The sequence below is a fragment of the Cytophagales bacterium genome (assembly GCA_033344775.1).
Lineage (GTDB): Bacteria > Bacteroidota > Bacteroidia > Cytophagales > Cyclobacteriaceae > JAWPMT01.
In genome coordinates, this window is sequence record JAWPMT010000004.1 from 464,184 (window position 1) to 485,249 (window position 21,066).

A 21,066-nucleotide genomic window follows, 5' to 3' on the forward strand; every position below is an offset into this window, starting at 1 on the left:
AGCCGCTAGTTCTTTTTTAAGAATGACGGATCAACATAGAAATTGACAGTATCAACGGGTATCACTAGGTTAAAAATTGAATACTCTGATCACGGAAATACTCCGTTCACGCCCTTTCTTGTTTCAAACTTACAGCAAGTACACCAAGTTTAAAGCGAATATTGAATCAAAAACTAACCTAATAAAGAAATGAAAATGGCAAAATATGTCTTCCTACTCGGTGTGATGCTCATTAGCATTACTTCACTGGAAGCACAGCGCAGGCGTCGGGGCAATTCCGCTCCAGCCACGGTCAAATTCGATCAAAAGCTCTATGAGGGTCTAAAATGGCGAAGCATCGGCCCTTTTAGAGGTGGCAGATCTGCAGCCGTTACTTCCGTGCCCGGAAAAGCAAACCTGTTCTACTTCGGTGCGACTGGTGGTGGGATCTGGCGTACTACGGATGCTGGAAATTCCTGGGAAAACATATCAGACGGCTATTTTGGCGGATCGATTGGTGCTATTGCCGTTAGTGAATGGGATCCAAATATTATGTATGTCGGAGGCGGTGAAGTGACCGTTCGCGGAAATGTTTCCTCCGGAAGTGGCATGTGGAAATCAGATAATGCTGGCAAAACCTGGAGCAAAATTGGCCTGGATAATTCCCGCCACATCGTACGGTTGAGAATTCACCCAAAAAATCCTGATCTGGTCTATGCCGCTGTGATGGGAGACCTTTACAAATCTTCGAATGTACGCGGGATCTACCGAACCAAAGACGGGGGAAAAACCTGGGAACAGGTCCTTTTTGTGAACAGTGATGCAGGAGCTGTTGAATTGGTGATGGACCCAAATAACCCAAGAGTCCTTTATGCCTCCACCTGGAGAATCAGAAGAACTCCGTACAGCCTTTCCAGTGGTGGTCCTGGATCAGCGATATGGAAAAGTACCGATGGTGGCGATAACTGGGAAAATATTTCCGGCAACACCGGATTGCCTAAAGGAGTTTGGGGAATCTCAGGAATTACGGTCTCTCCCGTAAATTCCAATCGCGTTTGGGCCATCATTGAGAACAAAGATGGTGGTGTTTATCGGTCAGATGATGCTGGAGTAACCTGGAATCTGGTCAATAAAGAGCGTAAATTGAGACAAAGAGCCTGGTACTACACCAAGATATACGCCGATACACAGGATGAAGACATGGTATACGTCATGAATGTGCGTTACCATCGATCCAAAGATGGAGGTAAAACTTACCAGACATTCAACGCACCACATGGCGATCACCACGACTTATGGATCGACCCAACGGACAATCAGCGCATGATCATCGCCGATGATGGCGGAGGGCAAGTCTCATTCGACGCTGGAGAAAACTGGTCTACCTACAACAATCAGCCTACCGCGCAGTTCTACCGAGTTACTACGGATAATGCATTCCCTTATCGAATTTATGGTGCTCAACAGGATAACAGTACCGTACGAATTGCTCACAGAACAGATGGAAGATTCATCGGTGACAGTGATTGGGAACCTACGGCAGGAGGTGAAAGCGCTCACATTGCAGTAAATCCTGAAAATGATGAGATCGTTTACGGTGGCAGTTATGATGGATTTTTGACGCGTGTCAATCATGAAACCAGTGAAGTGCGTGCAGTGAATGTATGGCCGGACAACCCCATGGGGCACGGTGCAGAAGATTTCAAATATCGTTTCCAATGGAACTTCCCGATCTTCTTCTCCCCGCACGATGCCAGCAAACTTTACACTGCTTCCAACCAATTGCATTTGAGTACAGATGAAGGGCAATCCTGGAAAGTGATCAGTCCTGACCTGACTCGTAATGACAAAAGTAAGCTCGGTTCCTCTGGCGGACCTATCACCCAGGATAACACCAGTGTAGAGTACTATTGTACCATCTTCGCAGCGGTAGAGTCTTATCATGAAGAAGGTGTGATCTGGGCAGGATCCGATGACGGACTGATCCACGTCACCAAAGATGGTGGGGAAAACTGGCAAAATGTGACTCCTCCAGCAATGCCAGAATGGATGATGATCAACAGTGTAGAGATCGATCCTTTTAACAAAGGAGGGCTTTACGTAGCAGGTACGAAATATAAGCTTGGAGACTATGCGCCTTATCTGTACAAAACTGAGGACTATGGTGCTACCTGGAAAAAGATCACCAATGGCATTGGTGCGGAGGATTTCACGCGGGTGTTAAGAGCGGATCCAAAAAGAAAAGGCTTGTTATATGCCGGAACGGAGAATGGCATGTATGCCTCATTCGACGATGGTGCTAGTTGGCAATCCCTACAAATGAACCTGCCGATTGTACCGATCACTGATCTTGCCATCAAAAATGACAACCTCATCGCAGCCACTCAAGGTAGAAGTTTCTGGCTGATTGATGACCTCACTGTGCTGCATCAGTTGAACAATGACGTAGCTCAGAAGTCACATCACTTGTTTGCTCCAATGCCTACTTATCGCATGGGTGGTGGCAATGGACGAACGTCTAAAACATCAGGAACTAATCATCCTGGAGGAGTTATGGTCCATTACTATGTGAAGGACACGAGTTCAACTGACACGATCAGTGTTGCTTTCAAAACTCAGTCCGGAGACCTTATACGGAAGTTCTCAACCCATCCTAACAAGGATGATAACGAAGGGAAACTCAAAGTAGCGCCAGGACTGAACATGATGAATTGGGACATGAGATACCCAGGTGCTAAAACCTTCAAAGGCATGATTTTGTGGTGGGCAACTACCCAGGGCCCTAAGGTGACTCCAGGCACGTATACGGTTCAGATGGACGTCAATGGAACAAGTCAGGAAACCAGTTTCGAATTGATGAAGGACCCAAGGAGCAGTGCTACTCAAGCTGATCTCGAGACTCAATTCGATTTCTTAATGTCTGTTCGCGATAAATTGACGGAGACTAATCAAGCCATCATTGATATTCGTAAAGCTCGAGGGCAAATCAAAGGTGTGATGTCCCGCACGGAGGATGAGAACATCAAAACACTCGGCAAGGAAATGTTGAAAGAGATGAAATCCATTGAGGAAGCACTTTATCAGACCAAAAATGAAAGTGGTCAGGACCCTTTGAACTTCCCGATCCGATTGAATAACAAATTGGGGCATCTGGCATCATTGGAAGGTATCGGTGATGCGAAACCAACCGATCAGGCTGTGGCCTTCAAGAAGGAAGTTACTGCCGAGATCGATAAATACCTTGATCAATTGATGGTGATCGTGACGGATAAGGTGAAAGCATTCAACGAAGCTGTTTACGCCGCTAAGATCGACGCGATCCAGTTGGATGAGTAAAAAATAATTGAACGATAATCCAAAGAAGCGATGGGTTTACTCATCGCTTTTTTTATTCTTGCACGTCAATTCAGGTGCATATGTACAACGTTGTAATTGTAGGTGGGGGAATCGTAGGTCTGGCTTCGGCTTTGAGACTCAAAGAAGCTAATCCCAAGCTCAAGATTGCGGTCATTGAAAAGGAGAAAACACTCGCCAGTCATCAGACCGGGCACAATAGTGGTGTGATCCATTCCGGCCTCTATTATAAACCCGGTAGTTACAAAGCCAAAAATTGCATTTCGGGATACAATTCACTGGTCAGTTTCTGTGAGGAAGAAGGCATTTCTTACGAGATCTGTGGCAAGGTAGTTGTCGCTACACAAGAAAGTCAGTTAGGACCTTTAGAGACTTTGTATGAGCGTGGAAATGCCAACGGGTTGTCAGGGCTTAGAAAACTAAGTTCCAAAGAAGAGATCCAGGAATATGAACCACATGTCAATGGCATCGCTGGAATCTTCGTTCCACAAACGGGTATTGTAGATTATGTTGAAGTAGCCAATAAATACGCCGAGAAGTTCCAGCATTTTGGAGGTGAGATCTTCACGGATAATAAGATCAAGAAAGTCACTAAAAGAACGGACAAGCTACTTCAAGTGGAGACCAGTCATGAAACGCTAACTACTCGATTTCTTATCAACTGCGCTGGACTCTACTCGGACAAAGTGGCCAAAACCACGCAAACCAAAGTGGATTACAAGATCATCCCTTTCCGTGGCGAGTACTTCAAACTGAAACCCGAGAAAGAGCATTTGGTCAAAAATCTGATCTATCCGGTGCCTGACCCCAACTTTCCATTCCTTGGCGTCCATTTTACACGAATGATCCATGGTGGCATTGAAGCGGGCCCAAATGCGGTTCTTGCTTATCGCAGAGAAGGCTATACCAAATCAGCCGTTCATCTGGGTGAATTTTTCGAATCGTTGTTTTATCCCGGCTTCAGAAAAGTAGCCGCAAAATACTGGAAGACCGGTTTTGGAGAATTGTACCGTTCCTATTCAAAAAGTGCTTTTACCAAAGCACTACAAGAGTTGATCCCTGAGGTAGAGAAGAAAGACCTTGTCGCTGGTGGCGCAGGGGTTCGGGCCCAGGCCTGTGATCGTAAAGGTGGCCTATTGGACGATTTTCTGGTATTGGAGAATGATAACATCATCAATGTGGGGAATGCACCTTCTCCGGCTGCAACCTCTAGTCTTGCTATTGGAAAACAAGTGGCTGATCTGACGATGGAGAAGTTGGGGTGATGGTTCGAGCTTCACGCTTCGAGAGCCTCAGCGTTTCTTAATACCAATTCCATGAGTAACTCGATATTAATTCGAGAGCTTCAGACTGCCTTGATGTAAGCTCCGGAAAAACCTTTGTGTTAAACAACCCTCATTCAATTTAAAGACGACTTCATCCGTAGATTTATTATAATCGCAGATGAAGATTTCAACCTACCTCATTTTACTTTCAGGACTTATCATTTTTGGTTGTACAACCAGTCACCAACATGACCATTCTAGCCCATGGCAGGTAAAGTCTTCTAAGAACTTGTTTTTAGATCAGGGACTCGAAAACGTGGAAAGTGTACTCCACGATCAACAGAATCAAGTCCTTTATATCACCAACGGCCAGGACTATATCCCCGGAACAGATGGCTTTATTTCCAAAGCCAGTGTAGACGGCACTGAAATTGACCTTAGATGGATCACTGGCCTTAACAGGCCTACGGGTATGGCATTAAAAGGTGATCAATTGTATGTGGCTGATCTCAATCAATTATTACGGATCAATACTAAAATTGGTGAGGTTATTGAAAGGTATGAAGAAAGTATCCAGGGCTCCGCATTGAATGATGTCACCATCGATGACAATGGTGATGTTTATGTTTCGGCTTCACGATTAGGTGCTGTTTTCAAGTTAGTGGATGGGGCTTTGCAATTGTGGGTGCAGGACAAAGTTCAGCTCAAGTATGCAAATGGATTGTTGGGCCAAAAAGGAGATGTATTGGTCGCTGGATTTAACCTGAGCAGTATACAATTCGATCCCAAACGACTAGACGATATACACACCCATCCAAGCATCAAAGACCTGGAGGGAATTGTCAGCGACGGCAAGAATGGTTATTTCATCACGTCTGCAGGTACGAGTTCATTATTTCATGTTAGTTCCGACTGGGAAGCCGCTCCCCTATTAGTGGAGAGGGATTATATGAGTGACCTCAGTTTTGATCAGCAGAACAATACCCTGTACATCCCGCGTGGAAATGAAGATACCGGGGCGTTTTATATTACTGTCGTGGAATTGAATAACTAATTCTGTAAATCAGTTTTTTGATCAATTTCATTTAGCACAATCCTAGAGGGTGAGAAATTTATTTGAACTAGCAGCTGTACTATCTCGGAATCAATCCGCTTGGATAGCTCACCATGCTTTCGTGACCACTGGCACCTACTGCAGCTACACCAAACAAGAAATTATCAATCACGATGCCTTTGAGGGTGTAAGCCGTCAGGTCTCCATCCACTAATTGAGAAAATTGCCAGGTTGGTGAAGTCGTATCTCTCCAGTAGATCTTATAAGCCACAGCACCGTCCACCTTTTCCCAGGCCAAGCGTGTAGAAGGACGAACAATACCACCAATTCGCACTTCCTGAGGCTTAGGTGGCGCCATGGCCAACGTAGCCATACTAACCGCATTCACAGCGGTCATCTTCGCGCAGTATGGGAAGTTGACACCTTCTATAACATCTCCATATGCAATGCCATTTTCGGTGCGAAGGTCCTGGTGCTGGCGATTGTAATTTTCATGCGCCTCCATGATCCTAACTCCTGCGAAGCCAGCTTCATTAAAGGGTCGGTGGTGCCCTCCCCTACCAAATCGATCCAGTCGGTAGATCATGATGGGATTCATTTCCGGCATGTAGGTCCGCGTGGCCTGATGAACATATCGTGCCAGTTGCCGTGATTGACTGTCATTTTCACCGCCATAAAAACGTTTTCTTTTTAATTCCCGCTCGGTTTCAGTCACGGAATAAGGCTCTGAGAATATTCTGAAAGATCGGTTGTCAATCACCCCATCAACTCCCTCGATATTTCCGATCATGTCATTGTTCAGGATGCCGATTACCTCCCAGCCTTCGTCCTTGGCCTTTTCAGCGAGGAACCTACCTCCATAGAGTCCTTGCTCCTCTCCGCTTAGTCCAGCCAGCATGACACTGGAAGCAAAATCATGCTTGGACAACACACGCGCTAATTCAATGGCACCCGCCATCCCTGAAGCATTGTCATTCGCACCGGGGGAATCATCGGTAAAATTTGTCACATCTGAAATACGACTGTCAATGTCCCCACTCATGATGATGTAGCGGTTAGGGTATTTCGTTCCTTTCTTAACGGCATAGACATTCACGATATAAGTATCCGTGGCGATGCGGGTATTATTATCCCCTTTCACCAGCGTACGTTGCTCATACACGTCCAAACATCCTCCACATTCTTGTGAGATCTTCTCGAATTCGGCTTTGATCCAGCGTCTGGCTGCACCAATTCCTCGGGTATCAGAAACCGTATCCGACATGGTATGTCGCGTACCAAATCCAGCAAGTTTTCTCACATCCGCTTCCAGTCGTTCCGCACTCACATCATTGATGATGTCGTAGACTTTTGGATCGGAAGTAAGGTATTGCGCAGAAACAGAAGAACAAGCCAGTAAGGCCAATAGGTAGAAGAATCGCTTCATGAGAACCAGGTTAATTGTGATCTGCCGGTAATTTATGGAGGGCTACTGAATTGAACAGGCAGATTTTATGGGAGTGGTTGGGGAAGTAGGGTTAACGACACATCAGAGAAAAGCAATCCTCAGAAAATTGTCTAGTTGCCTCAGAGAAAGGGGTGGTTTACGAATCTGTTTGTGGAATCATGATTGGTGATGGATTATTGGATTAAGAATTATTTTTAATCATTTATTCATTAAAAAAATGCAAAATCAAACACAAACTGTTGTTGGTGAGCTTTCAACTCCTGTCATCCCAATTATAGCCAAGGGAATAGTAATAACCTTATCAAAAAAAAGCAACCCCGAAGACTTGTTGAGAAGTTGGGCATTTAATGAATCAATATTTGAAGATCGAATGTACCTTTCATTTAATGAAACTGGAAGTATGAGGTTACCAATAGATGTTACCGGACTCGTTTTAAAGAGTTATCCAGAAAAGGATTGGAACGGTAGGGTTAAGTTGGAAATAGTCCCGAAATAACTATACGAATTGAGTATTAGCCAGTCCCAAAATCCAATACTTTTTAGAAATTCTGAACTCTGTTATGTTGTCGCCAATTATATTGGGAATCCATATATGAACTCTCGTCAATTTCGAAAGGAATCAAACATCAAAAGGACCGGACGATAAACCCAACTTTAGTTCCGGGGATAATAGGGCCTTACTTCTTCAAGACAGCTTGTTCTTAAGAAAGAATACTTCCTTTCAACGGGTCAAGATCAGCGAGATGCATTATTTAGAAGCGTAAGACAACTATTCTTCTGTAACCACCAAGTATGGTCAATACCTCTACTCAATTGTGCTCAAGCAGTTAGAAAAGAAACTCCCTAAATCACACTTTATGAGGGTGCATCGCAGCTATGTCATCAACATTGAAGCCATTGGTGGGTATGAGGGCCATACCTTGTTAGTTGAAAACAAGCGAATTCCAGTTAGTCAACAATACCGAGAAGAAATCTTCAATCTGATCAGCAGGCTTTAATGTACATTGATTTTACGGCTAAAAACGGCATAAAATCTTTTCCTAAATAAACCTTGGTCATCCCTCACAAAAAGCATGTGAACACTCAACTTTTTTGTCTTGCCCTGGATTTGTAAAAACTTGATTGAAGTAATTCTCATTTCTCATACTTCAATTAATTGTCATGTTATCGTCCAATATCCAGTCATTTCCTTCTGAAGAATCTTTTTCGAGCATTCAAGTCAATCCCTCCAAAAATCATTCAGACTCCAAATTTGAAAAGGACCTCTGTCTGGATGAATATTTAAAGGACCTGTTCTCGAAAATGATGGCCGAATTCGATCTTGGTAGGGAACCCATATGGTAACTAACACGCATCAAAGTCGATGCTGCCAAAGCCAAACAAATGGACTTGATTATCAATAATTTGATCAGCAGCTATCTAAAGCATATGCGTACATCCTCGCAACCAGAATTGCTTATTAAAACGCTGATCAGTGATAATCAGGTTCATCATCATGAAAAGCAATATCAGTCCTTATTCAGGCTGTATTTACAATAGTTTTTCAACCTTGTCCAATCAACAATTAGCCCAGGAAATTAATGATGATTTTGAACAAACCGAGTCTGTAGACGGTATCATATGGAGATTAAACTTCCCTTTTCTGGACGAGTAATGTTTAAACCAAATTCTCCCAGGGTCCAGTAATGGCTACAGTATCTCCATTCACCTGAATATTAACAAACAAAGTCTTGCCAGAAGGTGAAAACACGGCACCCGCTAATTCTGAATCTGAGCTTCGGTTGATAGCAAATTGCTTCACTTCCCCTTCTTTGTTGATATAGTGGATTCGATTCAGATCGCTGTTGTCTTCACACACAAAAAGCATCCCATTTGGAGCGACCGTCAGGTTATCACACATGTTCAATACCGTCTTGTCTTCAGATTCAGCAAACAACTCCAGGGTATTGTCCTGAATATCATACTTGAAGATCTGACCAAAGTTTTTGGGTCCACCATTGGTACAGGCGAAATAAACTTCCTGGTCTCCCATCCACATGCCTTCACCTCGAGCAAATCTTGCTGCTCCTTTATGGTATCCTCGAAATCGCAGATCATCTTCAGGTGATTCCACATCATCTATGGGCATCCAGGCCACTTCCATAGGTTCGTTTAAATTCACCGTTTTTCCTTCCCAGTTTCTGGTATCCAGCGATTTCTTTCCTTTGATCGCCAGAACTTCCAGTTGCCCACCCTGATGAAGATCTGTTTTATCCGTTGGTACAAATCGATAGATCAAGCCATCAGGCCGATCTTCGGTCTGGTACACAATGTGCGTCTCCGGATCAACTGCCACTGCCTCATGATTGAACCTGCCCATTCCCACAATCGGCTTTGGGTCCGCCAGGCCTTTGTTGAAAGCCGGCACATCAAATACATATCCATGGTCCTTTTCAACCGTCTCTTCATCAGCTTTCGTTACGGACTCCTCACAGGTCAACCAGCTATTCCATGGTGTAACGCCTCCTGCACAATTTCTCGTGGTTCCAGCGAGGCTTAGGTATTCTTCGATCACTTCTCCTGTTTTTTCATCATAGATGACCGTAGTAGTTCCTCCTAGAGCCGGCACTTTTCCGCGACCTGCATCATACAAAAGACCCATATCTACATCACCTAAAAATTCGTCATTCTCACCAAATGCACTATGCTTCAGAGACCCTGGACTGTTCTCATGATTTCTGACCAACACACACTGCCCTTGTTCATTTAAAAAGGCACCCATTCCATCGGGTCTCCCTGGAACGAATAACCCATCAGACATCTTATTCCCAGACCTGGATATGATGCGGTATTCAAACCCTTTCGGTAAATCTAGATACTGCTTCGGGTCAGGAACGATTTCCAATTGGCCTTCTCCGACTGAAGCCGATTGTGCTTTCTCGCCCCAATTTGAAGTGCATCTGGATAAGGATACAAAGCCCAGAGAGGTCATGGCCGTGCTATAAATGAAATGTCTTCGATTCATGAGTTTTGTTTGATTAACTGTTAATGATTGCGGAATGTAATTTACTTGAGAAAGCACTTCATTCCTATCGATCTATCCTCTAAACAAATCGGCATTCTGAAACTGATAAGACATTACCAATCTTCTTCGAGATCATGCAAACGATTTAAACGACGTATGGTCTGAAGTGTACATCTATTGTTTAATTTCGCCTAGCAATTTATTATCGATTATGGCCGACATATCTAACCTCGAAAAGACCGCTTCGCAAGTTCGTCGCGATATTGTACGAATGGTACATGCGTGCCAGTCAGGACACCCTGGAGGGTCGCTGGGCTGCACAGATTATTTAGTGGCATTGTACTTCCATCAAATGAAACACGATACCGGTTTCAACATGGAAGGTAAAGGAGAAGACCTGTTTTTCCTTTCTAATGGACATATCTCTCCTGTATTCTACAGCGTATTGGGTAGGTCGGGTTATTTCGATGTGAAGGAATTAGCGACTTTCCGTCAAATTAATTCCAGGTTGCAAGGCCATCCTGCCACTGAAGAAGGGCTCCCAGGAATTCGTGTCGCTTCTGGCTCACTCGGACAAGGGTTGTCTGTCGCAGTAGGTGCCGCTCTTGCTAAAAAACTGGACGGGGATGACCGCAAAGTCTATTGCTTGATGGGAGACGGTGAACAGCAAGAAGGTCAGGTTTGGGAAGCTGCGATGTTAGCTGCTAGTAGAAAAGTAGATAATCTAATTGCTGCGATCGATTATAATGGTCAGCAGATTGACGGTCCCGTGGATGAGGTCAATACCCTGGGTGATCTGAAATTGAAATATGAAGCTTTCGGCTGGGATGTCATGGAATGCGATGGCAATAACATGTCAGAATTGGTTGCTACACTTGAAGCAGCTGGTTTGAGAGAAGGAAATGGTAAACCCATCATGATCCTCATGAAAACTGAAATGGGCAAAGGTGTGGACTTCATGGAAGGTACGCACAAGTGGCATGGTGTCGCTCCGAATGATGAGCAACTAGCCAGTGCCTTGAGTCAATTAGAAGAAACCCTTGGGGATTACTGATCAACCTTAAGAAAAGAAACAGATGAACACGAAATATACCTTCACTGAAAAGAAAGACACACGCTCAGGATTCGGAGATGGCCTGTTGGAGCTAGGCAGAACCAACCCTGATGTAGTAGCACTTTGTGCAGACTTGATCGGATCCCTGAAAATGGGCGCATTCATCAAGGAGTTTCCGGAAAGATTTACGCAAATCGGAATTGCAGAAGCTAACATGATGGGCGTTGCTGCTGGGATGGCCATCGCAGGTAAAATCCCATTCACAGGAACATTTGCCAATTTTTCTACTGGCCGAGTTTATGACCAGATCCGTCAATCCATTGCCTATTCTGAAAAGAATGTCAAAATATGTGCTTCACATGCAGGTCTGACACTGGGTGAAGACGGTGCAACCCACCAGATCCTGGAAGATGTAGGCATGATGAAGATGTTGCCTAATATGACCGTGGTAGTACCTTGTGATTACGAGCAAACGAAGGCAGCCACCATCGCGATTGCTGATTATCACGGACCTGTTTACTTGAGGTTTGGCCGACCGAAATGGCCTATTTTCACCGCCTCCGATCAGAAGTTTGAGATTGGAAAAGCAGTGAATATGATCGAAGGGTCTGATGTAACCATCATTGCCACTGGACACATGGTATGGAAAGCCATCGAAGCAGAAGCACAATTGGCAGCCACTGGTATCAGTGCTGAAGTGATCAATATTCACACCATCAAGCCACTGGATGAAGAAGCTATTCTGAAATCCGTTGCTAAAACCAAATGTGTCGTGACTTGCGAGGAACACCAAATGAATGGCGGCCTTGGCGAGAGCGTTGCTCAAACATTGGTTAGAAATACGCCCTACCCGATGGAAATGATTGCAGTAAATGATTCGTTTGGAGAAAGTGGCAAACCCGAAGAATTACTGGACAAGTATGGCTTGAGCACCCAGAACATAGTGACTGCCGCTCAGAAAGTGATTGGAAGAAAAGGCTAGGTTTCGACAGGCCTGTCTGCCGACAAGGCAGGCTCAACCTGACACTTCGATTGACTCGGGGACGCCCAGTCAGGTTAGAGTATTCGACAAGCAAGCCAAATCTTATGATACGAACTCCCATCAAAAAGGTGGGAGTTTTTCTTTTGGTCGGAACTGGAAACAACAGACTTAAGCATCTGCAGGGTTATTGCTACTTTTGCATCTCTTCAAACCCATACAGTTATTCTTACCCAACGACAGTTATTTCAGCAATACGTTGCACAGACTTCTGACTTTCCACTCGCCCTGGAAATAGAACGGGCAGAAGGTGTCTACCTCTACGACAAAGACAAGTCATATATCGATTTGATCTCTGGTATCGGGGTGTCCAATGTTGGTCACCGGCATCCTAAAGTCATACAAGCCATTCAGGAGCAACTGGATAAATACCTCCACATCATGGTTTATGGAGAATATGTGCAGAGCCCACAAGTCAAGCTGGCTCAGGCTTTGTCCGCAACCTTGCCAGAGCACTTGAATAATGTCTATTTCCTTAATTCAGGTAGTGAGGCGGTTGAAGGAGCCATCAAGCTAGCCAAAAGGTATACGGGAAAACCGGATGTGATCACTTTTAAGAATGCTTATCACGGCTCTTCGCATGGTGCGCTTTCCGCTAGTGGAGACGAGCAATTCAAGCAAAATTTTCGCCCGTTGGTTCCTGGTTTTAAGCATCTCAAATTCGGTTGTGAAAAAGGCATCAACAAAATTGATAGCAATGTTGCGGCTGTACTCATCGAAACGGTGCAGGGTGAAGCAGGTGTCGTGCAAGCAGATACAGCATATTTTCGCCAATTACGGGAGAAGTGTGATGAAACTGAAACCTTGTTGATTTTTGATGAAATTCAGTGTGGTTCCGGGCGTACGGGTAAACTTTGGGCATTTGAGCATTATGGTGTCACTCCTGACATTCTGGTTAGTGCCAAAGGCTTAGGTGGTGGAATGCCCATTGGATGTTTTATTGCTCCGCAAGAAATCATGGGTGTCTTGAAAAATGACCCTATCCTTGGGCACATCAGCACATTTGGGGGTCACCCTGTTAATTGCGCTGCGGCCCTGGCTACTTTGAAGACCATTGAGGAGGAAAAACTGCTTGAGACTGTTCCGCAAAAGGAAGCTATGATCCGAGACTTACTCCAACATCCGAAGATCAAAGAGATCCGAAGTATTGGCTTGATGATGGCCGTCGAATTTGAATCGTTTGAGGTAGTGAAACCGATCATTGATAAAGCCATTGAACTTGGTGTGATCACTGACTGGTTCTTATTCAATGACTATTCTATGCGAATCGCACCGCCATTGACGATTGCCGAAGATGAAATTCGTGTTGCGTGTGGTAAGATCATGGAGGCGATAGAAAATCCTTGACGCCAATCAGATTCACTTCTATCGCAATGTAAATAAGCATCAGGAATAAAGGAGAGACTCCCCTATCATTGTATTGAAAAGCTACAAAAATTCACGCCATCTCAACAATCCGGGGAGTGACGTCTTAGCAAAAAAAAGCCGGAAGTTTTCACCTCCGGCTCTATCAAAATCTTTCCCGTGATATCTTATAGCAAAGACTTCAGGTCTAAAGAAACCTCTTTAGTAGAACCTCCGGAGTTCAAAGTTAAAGTCACTGAACTCCCTGATTTCTTGAGCATTTTCTCTACGGCAGGCAATCCCATACCTAGCGCTGACTCTCCATTGATACTTACTAACTCATCATCGACGCTGATACCTTTTGATGCTGCCTGTGAACCCTCAAATACCTGATGGATCAAAACTTTTGATTTATCCTTATTCAACTGGACATCAAGTCCACTACAGTTGACTGCATACTCCTCACCGCTTCTTCCATTCTTCTCCAGATAGATCTTATGTGTTTTATAATCAAACAACACATTGTATCGACTCATTACCCGGTTTCCTATGATCCCAGCAATTTTCTTTTCTCCCTGGATCCCGGTTGTTACCTGGCTGATACCAATAGGCAGGTTATCAACGGTATTAGAACCAAAAGTGAAGCTTTTCACCCGTCCTTCATAGTGACGTGTCTCTTTTGAGCCCAAGCCTTTAACCAGGTATGAATAGTGTTCTCCTGTTTTATCAATGATGTTATTTGCGTTGGCAAAAGGTGTATTGAAATCCACAGTGGTACCCGCACCGGTATTGATGTAGTAGCTTCCGCTCAATGATTCACCATTGTTAAGCATGATGGTTGCCTCCACTGTAGGGACCGTGTGATGAAATTTGAACGCCAATTCTTCGCCCCTCTTAGGATAGCTTCCTGAATCATAAAGTTCCAATTTCATGGCATCATAGTCCAGACGAACCACGTGGTGGTGTAGCATCTCGTAACCTACAATTCCATCGATATTACGACCAATACTGATCTCAAGGTGATCCAGATCCGTTGCATATACTTTGATGTTCTTTTCCAAAACCAGGTCATTGACCTGAATTTTATTGTGTTTGATCAATGCGCCGGAAATGCTTCCCTGCGCACTAGTCGCAGTTTCTTTGTGATTGATCGGTAAATTCAATTTTTGAGCAACATCCATATCAATCACAGTCAATACATCGCCTGTATCGAAAATGAAATCCAGAGGCTCAGAGTCATCCACACTGACCTTTACAAAAATATGATCACCGTACAATTCAAAATCTGTGGTGGTGAGTGGAGATTGTGCATATGAGCTCATGAAACCCAATAGCGCACATGCAAAAAATAGTTTTCTCATAATTTGTCAAACAATTCCAAAAACGGATTCAATTTATAAATAGTGTGCAAGCTATGCTATTATTCCGCATCAATTCTTTTTCCACCGATGCAATTCATGGCTTTGAATTTTGCAAATACATAGTCGTGATTCGACTATTTTACGTCATATTGCGCAGATCATTGAACCAAAACCAATAGCTGTGAAAAGACAAGTCGAAACTACGGTAGAATTTTTAAAAGAGGCTGGAATTGACGCTCCACAAATAGGAATCGTCCTGGGCACAGGACTAGGTGCACTCGCAGAAGAAATTGAAGTTGAAAAAGAAGTTTCTTATGAGGACATCCCTAATTTCCCTGTTTCAACGGTAGAATTCCACAAGGGCAAGCTGATCTACGGCACCATAAATGGCGTGAAAGTACTGGCCATGAATGGACGTTTCCATTTTTATGAAGGCTATTCCATGGCAGAGGTGGTCTTCCCCATCCGGGTGATGAAATTTCTGGGTATTGAACAATTACTGATCTCCAATGCCGCGGGAAACATGAACCTTTCATGGAAAAAAGGTCAGTTGATGATGATCACAGATCACATCAATTTACAGCCTGACAATCCCCTTCGAGGAAACGGTGCTGCGGAATTCGGACCCCTTTTCGTTGATATGAGCGCACCTTACGATGAATCTATCAATAAAGGGCTTCAGGAAGCAGCTGCCGAAAACAATATCCCTCTACACACAGGCACCTATGTATCCGTTGCCGGACCAAATCTGGAAACCAAAGCTGAATACCGATTTTTACGCGCAGCCGGGGCTGATGTAGTGGGCATGTCTACTGTACCTGAAATCATTGCAGCCAATCAGCTGGAATTACCCGTCTCGGCAATCTCGGTATTGACCGATGATTGTGATCCGGATAACCTGCAAGCAGTAAACATCGAGGAGATCATTGCCATCGCAAAAACGGCTGAGCAGGACCTGATCAAAATATTCAAATCTTACATTGCCACGCAAGTGAAATGAGCCAGGAAGGCACATCCCGCAATAAGCTGACATACGTTTCGGAAAACGATTCTGCGATCCGAAAGGTGTTAGTCAATTTGCTGGAAATCCTTACTGGAAGGCCCAAGATCCAGCGGCTTTATGATGAGATCCAAAAAATGGACTATGAAACACATCAGTCATGGTCGATTGCGTTGAATAAATTGGAGATCAAACGGGATTTTGACCGTGATAAGCTAACACGATTGCGTGGAAATACGCCGCTGGTAGTTATTGCTAATCATCCCTTTGGTGTGGTGGATGGTCTGATCATGGGTGAAATCGGAGCGATGGTTCGTGAAAGCTACTCCATTCTCACCAACAGCGCATTGTGTGAACTGGACCCTAGAATTGGTGATTCCTTACTTCCAATCAATTTTGATGCGACCAAAGAAGCACAGGCCACCAATATCGAGACCCGTAAAATCGCTATTGAGCGACTGGAACGTGGAGAAGGATTGATCATCTTCCCTTCCGGGGGAGTCGCCACCTCGAAGACGCCATTTGGTCCGGCTGAGGATTTGGAATGGAAGCGGTTCGTGGTGAAATTGATCACCAAGGCGGAAGCTGATGTGCTTCCAATCTATTTCCACGGAAAAAACAGTCGGCTTTTTCAGATTGCGACCAATATCCACGAGACACTACGCATGGGTATGTTACTGCACGAAGCGCGCAATAAAATGGGTAAAAGCCTCAATGTGACCATCGGCGATGTGGTCCCTTTCAGTGACCTGAAAGACATCAAAAACAAGCAGGAGCTACTGGATAAGCTGAAGGAGATTACGCTTAGTTATGGTGAGGCTTAATCATTTCGCTTATTAAACCATTCAGAGATACTATCGAAAAAGCTTGTCTTAGGAGCATACCCTAATTCTGTTTTAGCTTTTTCAATGGACAATACCGAATGCTGATTCAAATAATCAAATGATTGCCTGGATACGCCTACTCTGATCCCTAACCACTCCTTTAACGCGATGATTTTTTCAATCAGAGAAGCAGGGATGTGCTTTAGCTTCCGATGACCCGCTTGGTGAAAGGCTATTTCGGAAAAGACCTCTTCCAACAGATAGGTCCGATCATCCGCTATGTTGTAGACATGCAATCCCTTTTTGGACTGGTCCATGCACAACAAAGACGCATCAAGTAGTTGTCTCACATGTGTAAGACTACTTTCAAAGTGCAAAGTTCCTGGAGCAATCATGAAGCTACCTCGTACCAGTTTCTGAATACGCGGCAATAAGGTCCGGTCTCCAGGTCCGTATACAGCCCTGGGACGTAATATGTAAATCCTTTGAATTCCCACCTTAGCCATTACTTGCTCACTGAGTAATTTCGATTTCCCATAATCAGAAAGGCGTTTATCCAAAGTAGCATCAGTCTCTGACTTCACCTGCCCATCCGAATAATCGTACACGGAAGAGGATGAAATATGGATCATACACTGGCAGTTGCTGATCGATTCAGCCAGGTTGTTTACCGTATCTACGTTCGCTCGCATCAATTCTGCCTCTGATGATTGGTCGTCCGCTAATCCCGCTGCATGGATGCATATATCACATTCAATTTTCTCAGAGCATATAACTGATAAATCAAGTCTGAAATAGGTCACGTTGGTTAAGTCATCGAATCGCCGACAGACTGACCTACCTGTAGCCAGGATCTGAAATTCGGGATTGCCAGCTAATTGCTCAGCTAAATAACCACCGATAAAACCAGAAGCCCCTGTGATCAGAATTTTCACAATCGCTTTTGTTCTAAGTCTGCTCGAAGCTGGTTCTTGTTGACCTTGTTTTGTCTTCCGGAGCGAGGAAGAGGCATAAAGGCCACCCGGTCGGGCCACGCTTCCTTGTCGATTGAATACTCCCCGAATTTCAACTTCTCCAGAATAGCATTTCCATCCAGACCTTCCTTGCCTTCCACCACTAGAATGATTTCTTCATCTGCTTTCTGCTCGCTGTATACACCGATCATGACTGCTTCAGTGATTCCTTTGATCTTATTGATCGTAGGTTCATATAAGCCTGGGTAGATATTGAAATTTCGCCGGATGATCATGTCTTTTTTCCTACCTTGAAGTACTACGCTACCATCGGTATCGATCATTCCCAAATCACCCGTTTGATGGGGCGTTTGTCTACTCGGCAAGTGCCAATACCTCATGAAAAGTTGATTAGAATTCAGTGCCAGTTCACCATCTTCGCTGGCCGCAATTTCCACTCCCGGAAAAGGAAACCCTACCCAATCTCCGTCCGCTTCTCTGACGATTTTCTCCCGGGCATTGGCATAGGCTACAGTAAGGTTTTCGGTCATCCCATAGATGCTAACGACATTGACCTCTGCTCCTACATAACCTAGAATATCGTTTAAAAACGCCGTATAAACCGGCGCAGAACCCAGGTAAATATTCTTGAGGCTTTTTGGGAAATGCATTCCGTTTTCTTGACAGTAAGCCATCAAGGGAAGGTAATCACTCGGTGGGCCAAACAGGGTAGTGATCTTGTTTTTCGTGATGAATTCCATCTTTCGATCCGCTGGCCAATCATTATCCCAGAGGTAAACCTTGATCGAACTACTGATCCCTACTAAAACAAAGGGTGGTAAATGCGTGGCAATTGATTCATCCTTATTCTGTTGAAAGAGTTCCGAAAGATTATGAATACTACCTCTGAGTGTGGCATAGCTGTGCAAAACTCCTTTGGGCTCATTGACCGTACCACTGGTGTAGGTGACCAGAAACTCCTCCTTTTCATCGAGTGCCTGCAATTTTGGCTGTTCTGCTACTTCACTCGATAATGTGGCTACTGGGTGGTGCTTCTGAACGATGGGTAGCCAAGGTCCGGCCGTAAATACTTTACATTTTTTCAAAATGGGGATATAAGGCAATCCCGGTCTCCATTTATTGATCGCCCATCGGGCAATGGGATGCTCACTCAACAATACCAGTCTGCTATCTACAAAGGCGACCTGTGGATCAAACTGAAGTAATTTGGCTTTGTAGTTGTCCCGACCCATCTCAGGATCGATTATGGACATCACCGTCCCAATCATCATGTTGGCATAGAAGATCTTCAGGAATTGGATATCAGGTTTCACTGCCAGAATGACCCGATCTCCTTTTTTCACTCCTTTTTGCTGTAACGCCATGGCCATGGCCATGCTCCCTTCTAACAGTAATTGGGTCTGAATTTCCTTGCCGTCTGCTTCCAGCAAAACCTTATCAGGAGCGGCATTTTGAAGAGAGGCGACAAAAAAATTGGTATACAGCATTACCAGCGAATCAATTGAACGGCAATGCTAATACCAGCCGCCAACCCAATGATACAAATTAAATCTCCTTCTTTTGGCTTTTTTTCTGCGATGATCTGTGTCAACGACACTGGAATGGTTGCAGCGCCAATGTTTCCATATTTATCATAAGTTCGGACCCACTTCTTTGAAGATATCCCCATGTATTTACCAATCTTATTAATGGTGGTATTGGAGGTTTGGTGTGTAAGCAAATGATCTACATCCTTGTAGCTGAACCCAGCTTCTTTGAACGCCCCTGAAACAAACTCTGGCAGTCTGACTGCCATGACTTTATTGAGCTCGGCTGAGTTGCTCTCAAAATAGTATTGACTCAGGTCACGAAAAGCCAGCGACCCCCCTCCTTTTACCGTTGACAACCCCCAGCTATCACCCCATGAACAAAATTTTTGATAGATCAGCTGCGCTCGCTTGTGTGCTCCCATCAAGATTGCGGCACCTGCATCGCCCAGACTAAAAGATGAAATGCATTGAATGAGGTGTTCATCGTCGGTAGGGTGGTAATTGATCACTTCACTCAATTTCTCCCCATTGACAATCAGTACATGCTGATATACGCCTGAATCGATAAAAGAGGAGGCCACTTGCATGGAGGTAACAAAGCTGTTGCAGGCATTCTTGATATCCATCACCGGACATTGCAAGCCAAGTTTGGTCTGTATGATATTCGCCGTGGCTGGTTCAATCAGGTCGGAAGAGGCTGCAGCAAAAATTAATAGGTCTGGTTTGATTTTGGGATTTCTTTGCAGAATCTTATTTGCAGCACAAGCAGCCAAATCACTCACCTGCACTCCTTCTTCGGCATGACGCCTGTCTTTCGTCGCAATCAGCCGTTCCAAGGTGCCATTTCTAATACTGGGACTGTTATAATTGATCCGCTCCAGTATCGTCTTGTCATCAACGACTCGCTGAGGAAAATAGGTATCTACATCCACAATGGATGCACGCATCACACGTTCACTTTGAGTATCCATTTCCATAGTGGTTTAGTGAAAAAATTGAACCCTTTGAAAGAGTCCACAAACGAAACCGCCTCATCCATAGCAAAGTCGGGAAACTTCTTAGTGAAGTTCGCCCTGGCGATTTTAAAATATTTGTCTGGTTCTTTTAAGCCTAATTGTACGAAAAAGCTCCTTCTCACATAGAGCGTCCGCATGAAAAAGACATTGAGCATAATGATCAGGCTGTAGGTAGAACGCATGATAAAATTGGCGTTCTTCGTATACTTGTCTAGCCATAGTTTGGTATAGAAAATATGTCGACCTTCTTCGATGTGATGCAACTCGGAGGTTTTTCTCAGCACGGAAAAGACACGTTCGTCTTTGCGAATATGCTTGGCATAGATATCGGCCATTAATTCCACTGACAGCACCGACATAAAAACCAATGAGGAAGGGAACCATCGAGTGACCAGATTTCCAAATAGTTTATGCAGTCCGGTTGGCAATTCCGGCACTCTGTCAAGCTTTCTTACAGCCATCCCAAACATCTCCTGATGGCGGTATTCTTCGATCGTTTCACGCACCAAAAAGCGGTATTCCACCGAGTTGGGATTAAGTGTCAGTAAGTGTCGATTAAAAAATTGACAAGCTAGCGTTTCGGACCAGGCATAGGAGTACATCACTTGTACCATTTCGAGCTTTCCCAGCTCAATTTGCTGTTCTTTGGTCAGGTCATCCCAGCGCTCATGGCCTTGCAGTGATACAAGTCCATCAGGCATAAACAAGGTGTCTGAAGTCGGCTCATCATCCCATGGGACGAACTCTTCTGGCAGCAAGGGTTTTTCCTTACTGATCTGAATCATTCGTTCAACAGTCTCCTCAAATTGGGCTGGCTCCATG

17 protein-coding genes and 1 pseudogene are annotated in these 21,066 nt (G+C 44.5%); 11 read left to right on the top strand and 7 right to left on the bottom strand.

The window, feature by feature from the left end; genetic code table 11:
• Nucleotides 1-195 precede the first annotated feature (195 nt).
• From R8G66_10745 to R8G66_10755, 3 genes are all read left to right on the top strand, one after another.
• Nucleotides 196-3,315 carry a glycosyl hydrolase gene (locus tag R8G66_10745; protein MDW3192838.1) on the top strand — a complete coding sequence of 1,040 codons (3,120 nt, stop codon included), beginning with the start codon at nt 196-198 and terminating at the stop codon, nt 3,313-3,315.
• Nucleotides 3,316-3,395: 80 nt separating this feature from the next.
• Nucleotides 3,396-4,598: an L-2-hydroxyglutarate oxidase gene (lhgO, locus tag R8G66_10750; protein ID MDW3192839.1), complete on the top strand. Its 1,203-nt coding sequence runs from the start codon at nt 3,396-3,398 to the stop codon at nt 4,596-4,598.
• A 178-nt stretch (nt 4,599-4,776) separates the two neighbouring features.
• Nucleotides 4,777-5,652, top strand: a complete 876-nt coding sequence (locus R8G66_10755) for a hypothetical protein (protein ID MDW3192840.1) — start codon at nt 4,777-4,779, stop codon at nt 5,650-5,652.
• Nucleotides 5,653-5,731: 79 nt separating this feature from the next.
• Here R8G66_10755 and R8G66_10760 read toward each other — a convergent pair whose 3' ends face one another.
• The gene (locus tag R8G66_10760) at nt 5,732-7,078 is read right to left on the bottom strand and encodes a M28 family metallopeptidase (protein MDW3192841.1); all 1,347 of its coding nucleotides are present in this window, start codon (nt 7,076-7,078) and stop codon (nt 5,732-5,734) included.
• Between the two features lie 238 nt (nt 7,079-7,316).
• Here R8G66_10760 and R8G66_10765 point away from each other — a divergent pair, with 238 nt between their 5' ends.
• The 3 genes and pseudogenes from R8G66_10765 (at nt 7,317) to R8G66_10775 (ending at nt 8,753) form a co-directional block, all read left to right on the top strand.
• Nucleotides 7,317-7,595 carry a hypothetical protein gene (locus R8G66_10765; protein ID MDW3192842.1) on the top strand — a complete coding sequence of 93 codons (279 nt, stop codon included), beginning with the start codon at nt 7,317-7,319 and terminating at the stop codon, nt 7,593-7,595.
• Between the two features lie 283 nt (nt 7,596-7,878).
• Nucleotides 7,879-8,097: pseudogene (locus R8G66_10770) on the top strand (LytTR family DNA-binding domain-containing protein).
• A gap of 497 nt (nt 8,098-8,594) precedes the next feature.
• On the top strand, nt 8,595-8,753 hold the full coding sequence (locus R8G66_10775) for a hypothetical protein (protein ID MDW3192843.1): 159 nt from the start codon (nt 8,595-8,597) through the stop codon (nt 8,751-8,753).
• Between the two features lie 3 nt (nt 8,754-8,756).
• Here the strand turns inward: R8G66_10775 and R8G66_10780 are convergent, their stop codons facing one another.
• On the bottom strand, nt 8,757-10,103 hold the full coding sequence (locus R8G66_10780) for a DUF839 domain-containing protein (GenBank protein ID MDW3192844.1): 1,347 nt from the start codon (nt 10,101-10,103) through the stop codon (nt 8,757-8,759).
• A 211-nt stretch (nt 10,104-10,314) separates the two neighbouring features.
• Here R8G66_10780 and R8G66_10785 point away from each other — a divergent pair, with 211 nt between their 5' ends.
• The 3 genes from R8G66_10785 (at nt 10,315) to R8G66_10795 (ending at nt 13,543) form a co-directional block, all read left to right on the top strand.
• On the top strand, nt 10,315-11,157 hold the full coding sequence (locus R8G66_10785) for a transketolase (protein MDW3192845.1): 843 nt from the start codon (nt 10,315-10,317) through the stop codon (nt 11,155-11,157).
• Nucleotides 11,158-11,179: 22 nt separating this feature from the next.
• Nucleotides 11,180-12,139: a transketolase family protein gene (locus R8G66_10790; protein ID MDW3192846.1), complete on the top strand. Its 960-nt coding sequence runs from the start codon at nt 11,180-11,182 to the stop codon at nt 12,137-12,139.
• Nucleotides 12,140-12,361: 222 nt separating this feature from the next.
• Nucleotides 12,362-13,543, top strand: a complete 1,182-nt coding sequence (locus R8G66_10795; GenBank protein MDW3192847.1) for an aspartate aminotransferase family protein — start codon at nt 12,362-12,364, stop codon at nt 13,541-13,543.
• A gap of 185 nt (nt 13,544-13,728) precedes the next feature.
• On the opposite strand, the gene R8G66_10800 is transcribed toward R8G66_10795, so the two are convergent.
• Nucleotides 13,729-14,901: an aspartyl protease family protein gene (locus R8G66_10800; protein MDW3192848.1), complete on the bottom strand. Its 1,173-nt coding sequence runs from the start codon at nt 14,899-14,901 to the stop codon at nt 13,729-13,731.
• 181 nt (nt 14,902-15,082) lie between these two features.
• Between R8G66_10800 and R8G66_10805 the strand changes: the two genes are divergently transcribed.
• Entirely contained in the window at nt 15,083-15,901 is an 819-nt protein-coding gene (locus tag R8G66_10805; protein MDW3192849.1) for a purine-nucleoside phosphorylase, read from the top strand.
• Entirely contained in the window at nt 15,898-16,725 is an 828-nt protein-coding gene (locus tag R8G66_10810; protein MDW3192850.1) for a lysophospholipid acyltransferase family protein, read from the top strand. Before R8G66_10805 ends, R8G66_10810 begins: the two co-directional genes overlap by 4 nt.
• Here the strand turns inward: R8G66_10810 and R8G66_10815 are convergent.
• Genes R8G66_10815 through R8G66_10830 form a run of 4 tightly spaced genes read right to left on the bottom strand, consistent with a single transcriptional unit; the run spans nt 16,722 to nt 21,065 of the window.
• The gene (locus R8G66_10815; GenBank protein MDW3192851.1) at nt 16,722-17,660 is read right to left on the bottom strand and encodes an NAD(P)-dependent oxidoreductase; all 939 of its coding nucleotides are present in this window, start codon (nt 17,658-17,660) and stop codon (nt 16,722-16,724) included. The two genes, R8G66_10810 and R8G66_10815, sit on opposite strands and share 4 nt — an antisense overlap.
• Entirely contained in the window at nt 17,657-19,186 is a 1,530-nt protein-coding gene (locus R8G66_10820; GenBank protein ID MDW3192852.1) for a class I adenylate-forming enzyme family protein, read from the bottom strand. Before R8G66_10820 ends, R8G66_10815 begins: the two co-directional genes overlap by 4 nt.
• Nucleotides 19,186-20,199, bottom strand: coding sequence for a 3-oxoacyl-[acyl-carrier-protein] synthase III C-terminal domain-containing protein (locus R8G66_10825; protein ID MDW3192853.1), 1,014 nt, complete (start codon nt 20,197-20,199; stop codon nt 19,186-19,188). The genes R8G66_10820 and R8G66_10825 overlap by 1 nt, the downstream gene beginning before the upstream one ends.
• On the bottom strand, nt 20,175-21,065 hold the full coding sequence (locus R8G66_10830; protein MDW3192854.1) for a diiron oxygenase: 891 nt from the start codon (nt 21,063-21,065) through the stop codon (nt 20,175-20,177). Before R8G66_10830 ends, R8G66_10825 begins: the two co-directional genes overlap by 25 nt.
• Nucleotide 21,066 lies beyond the last annotated feature (1 nt).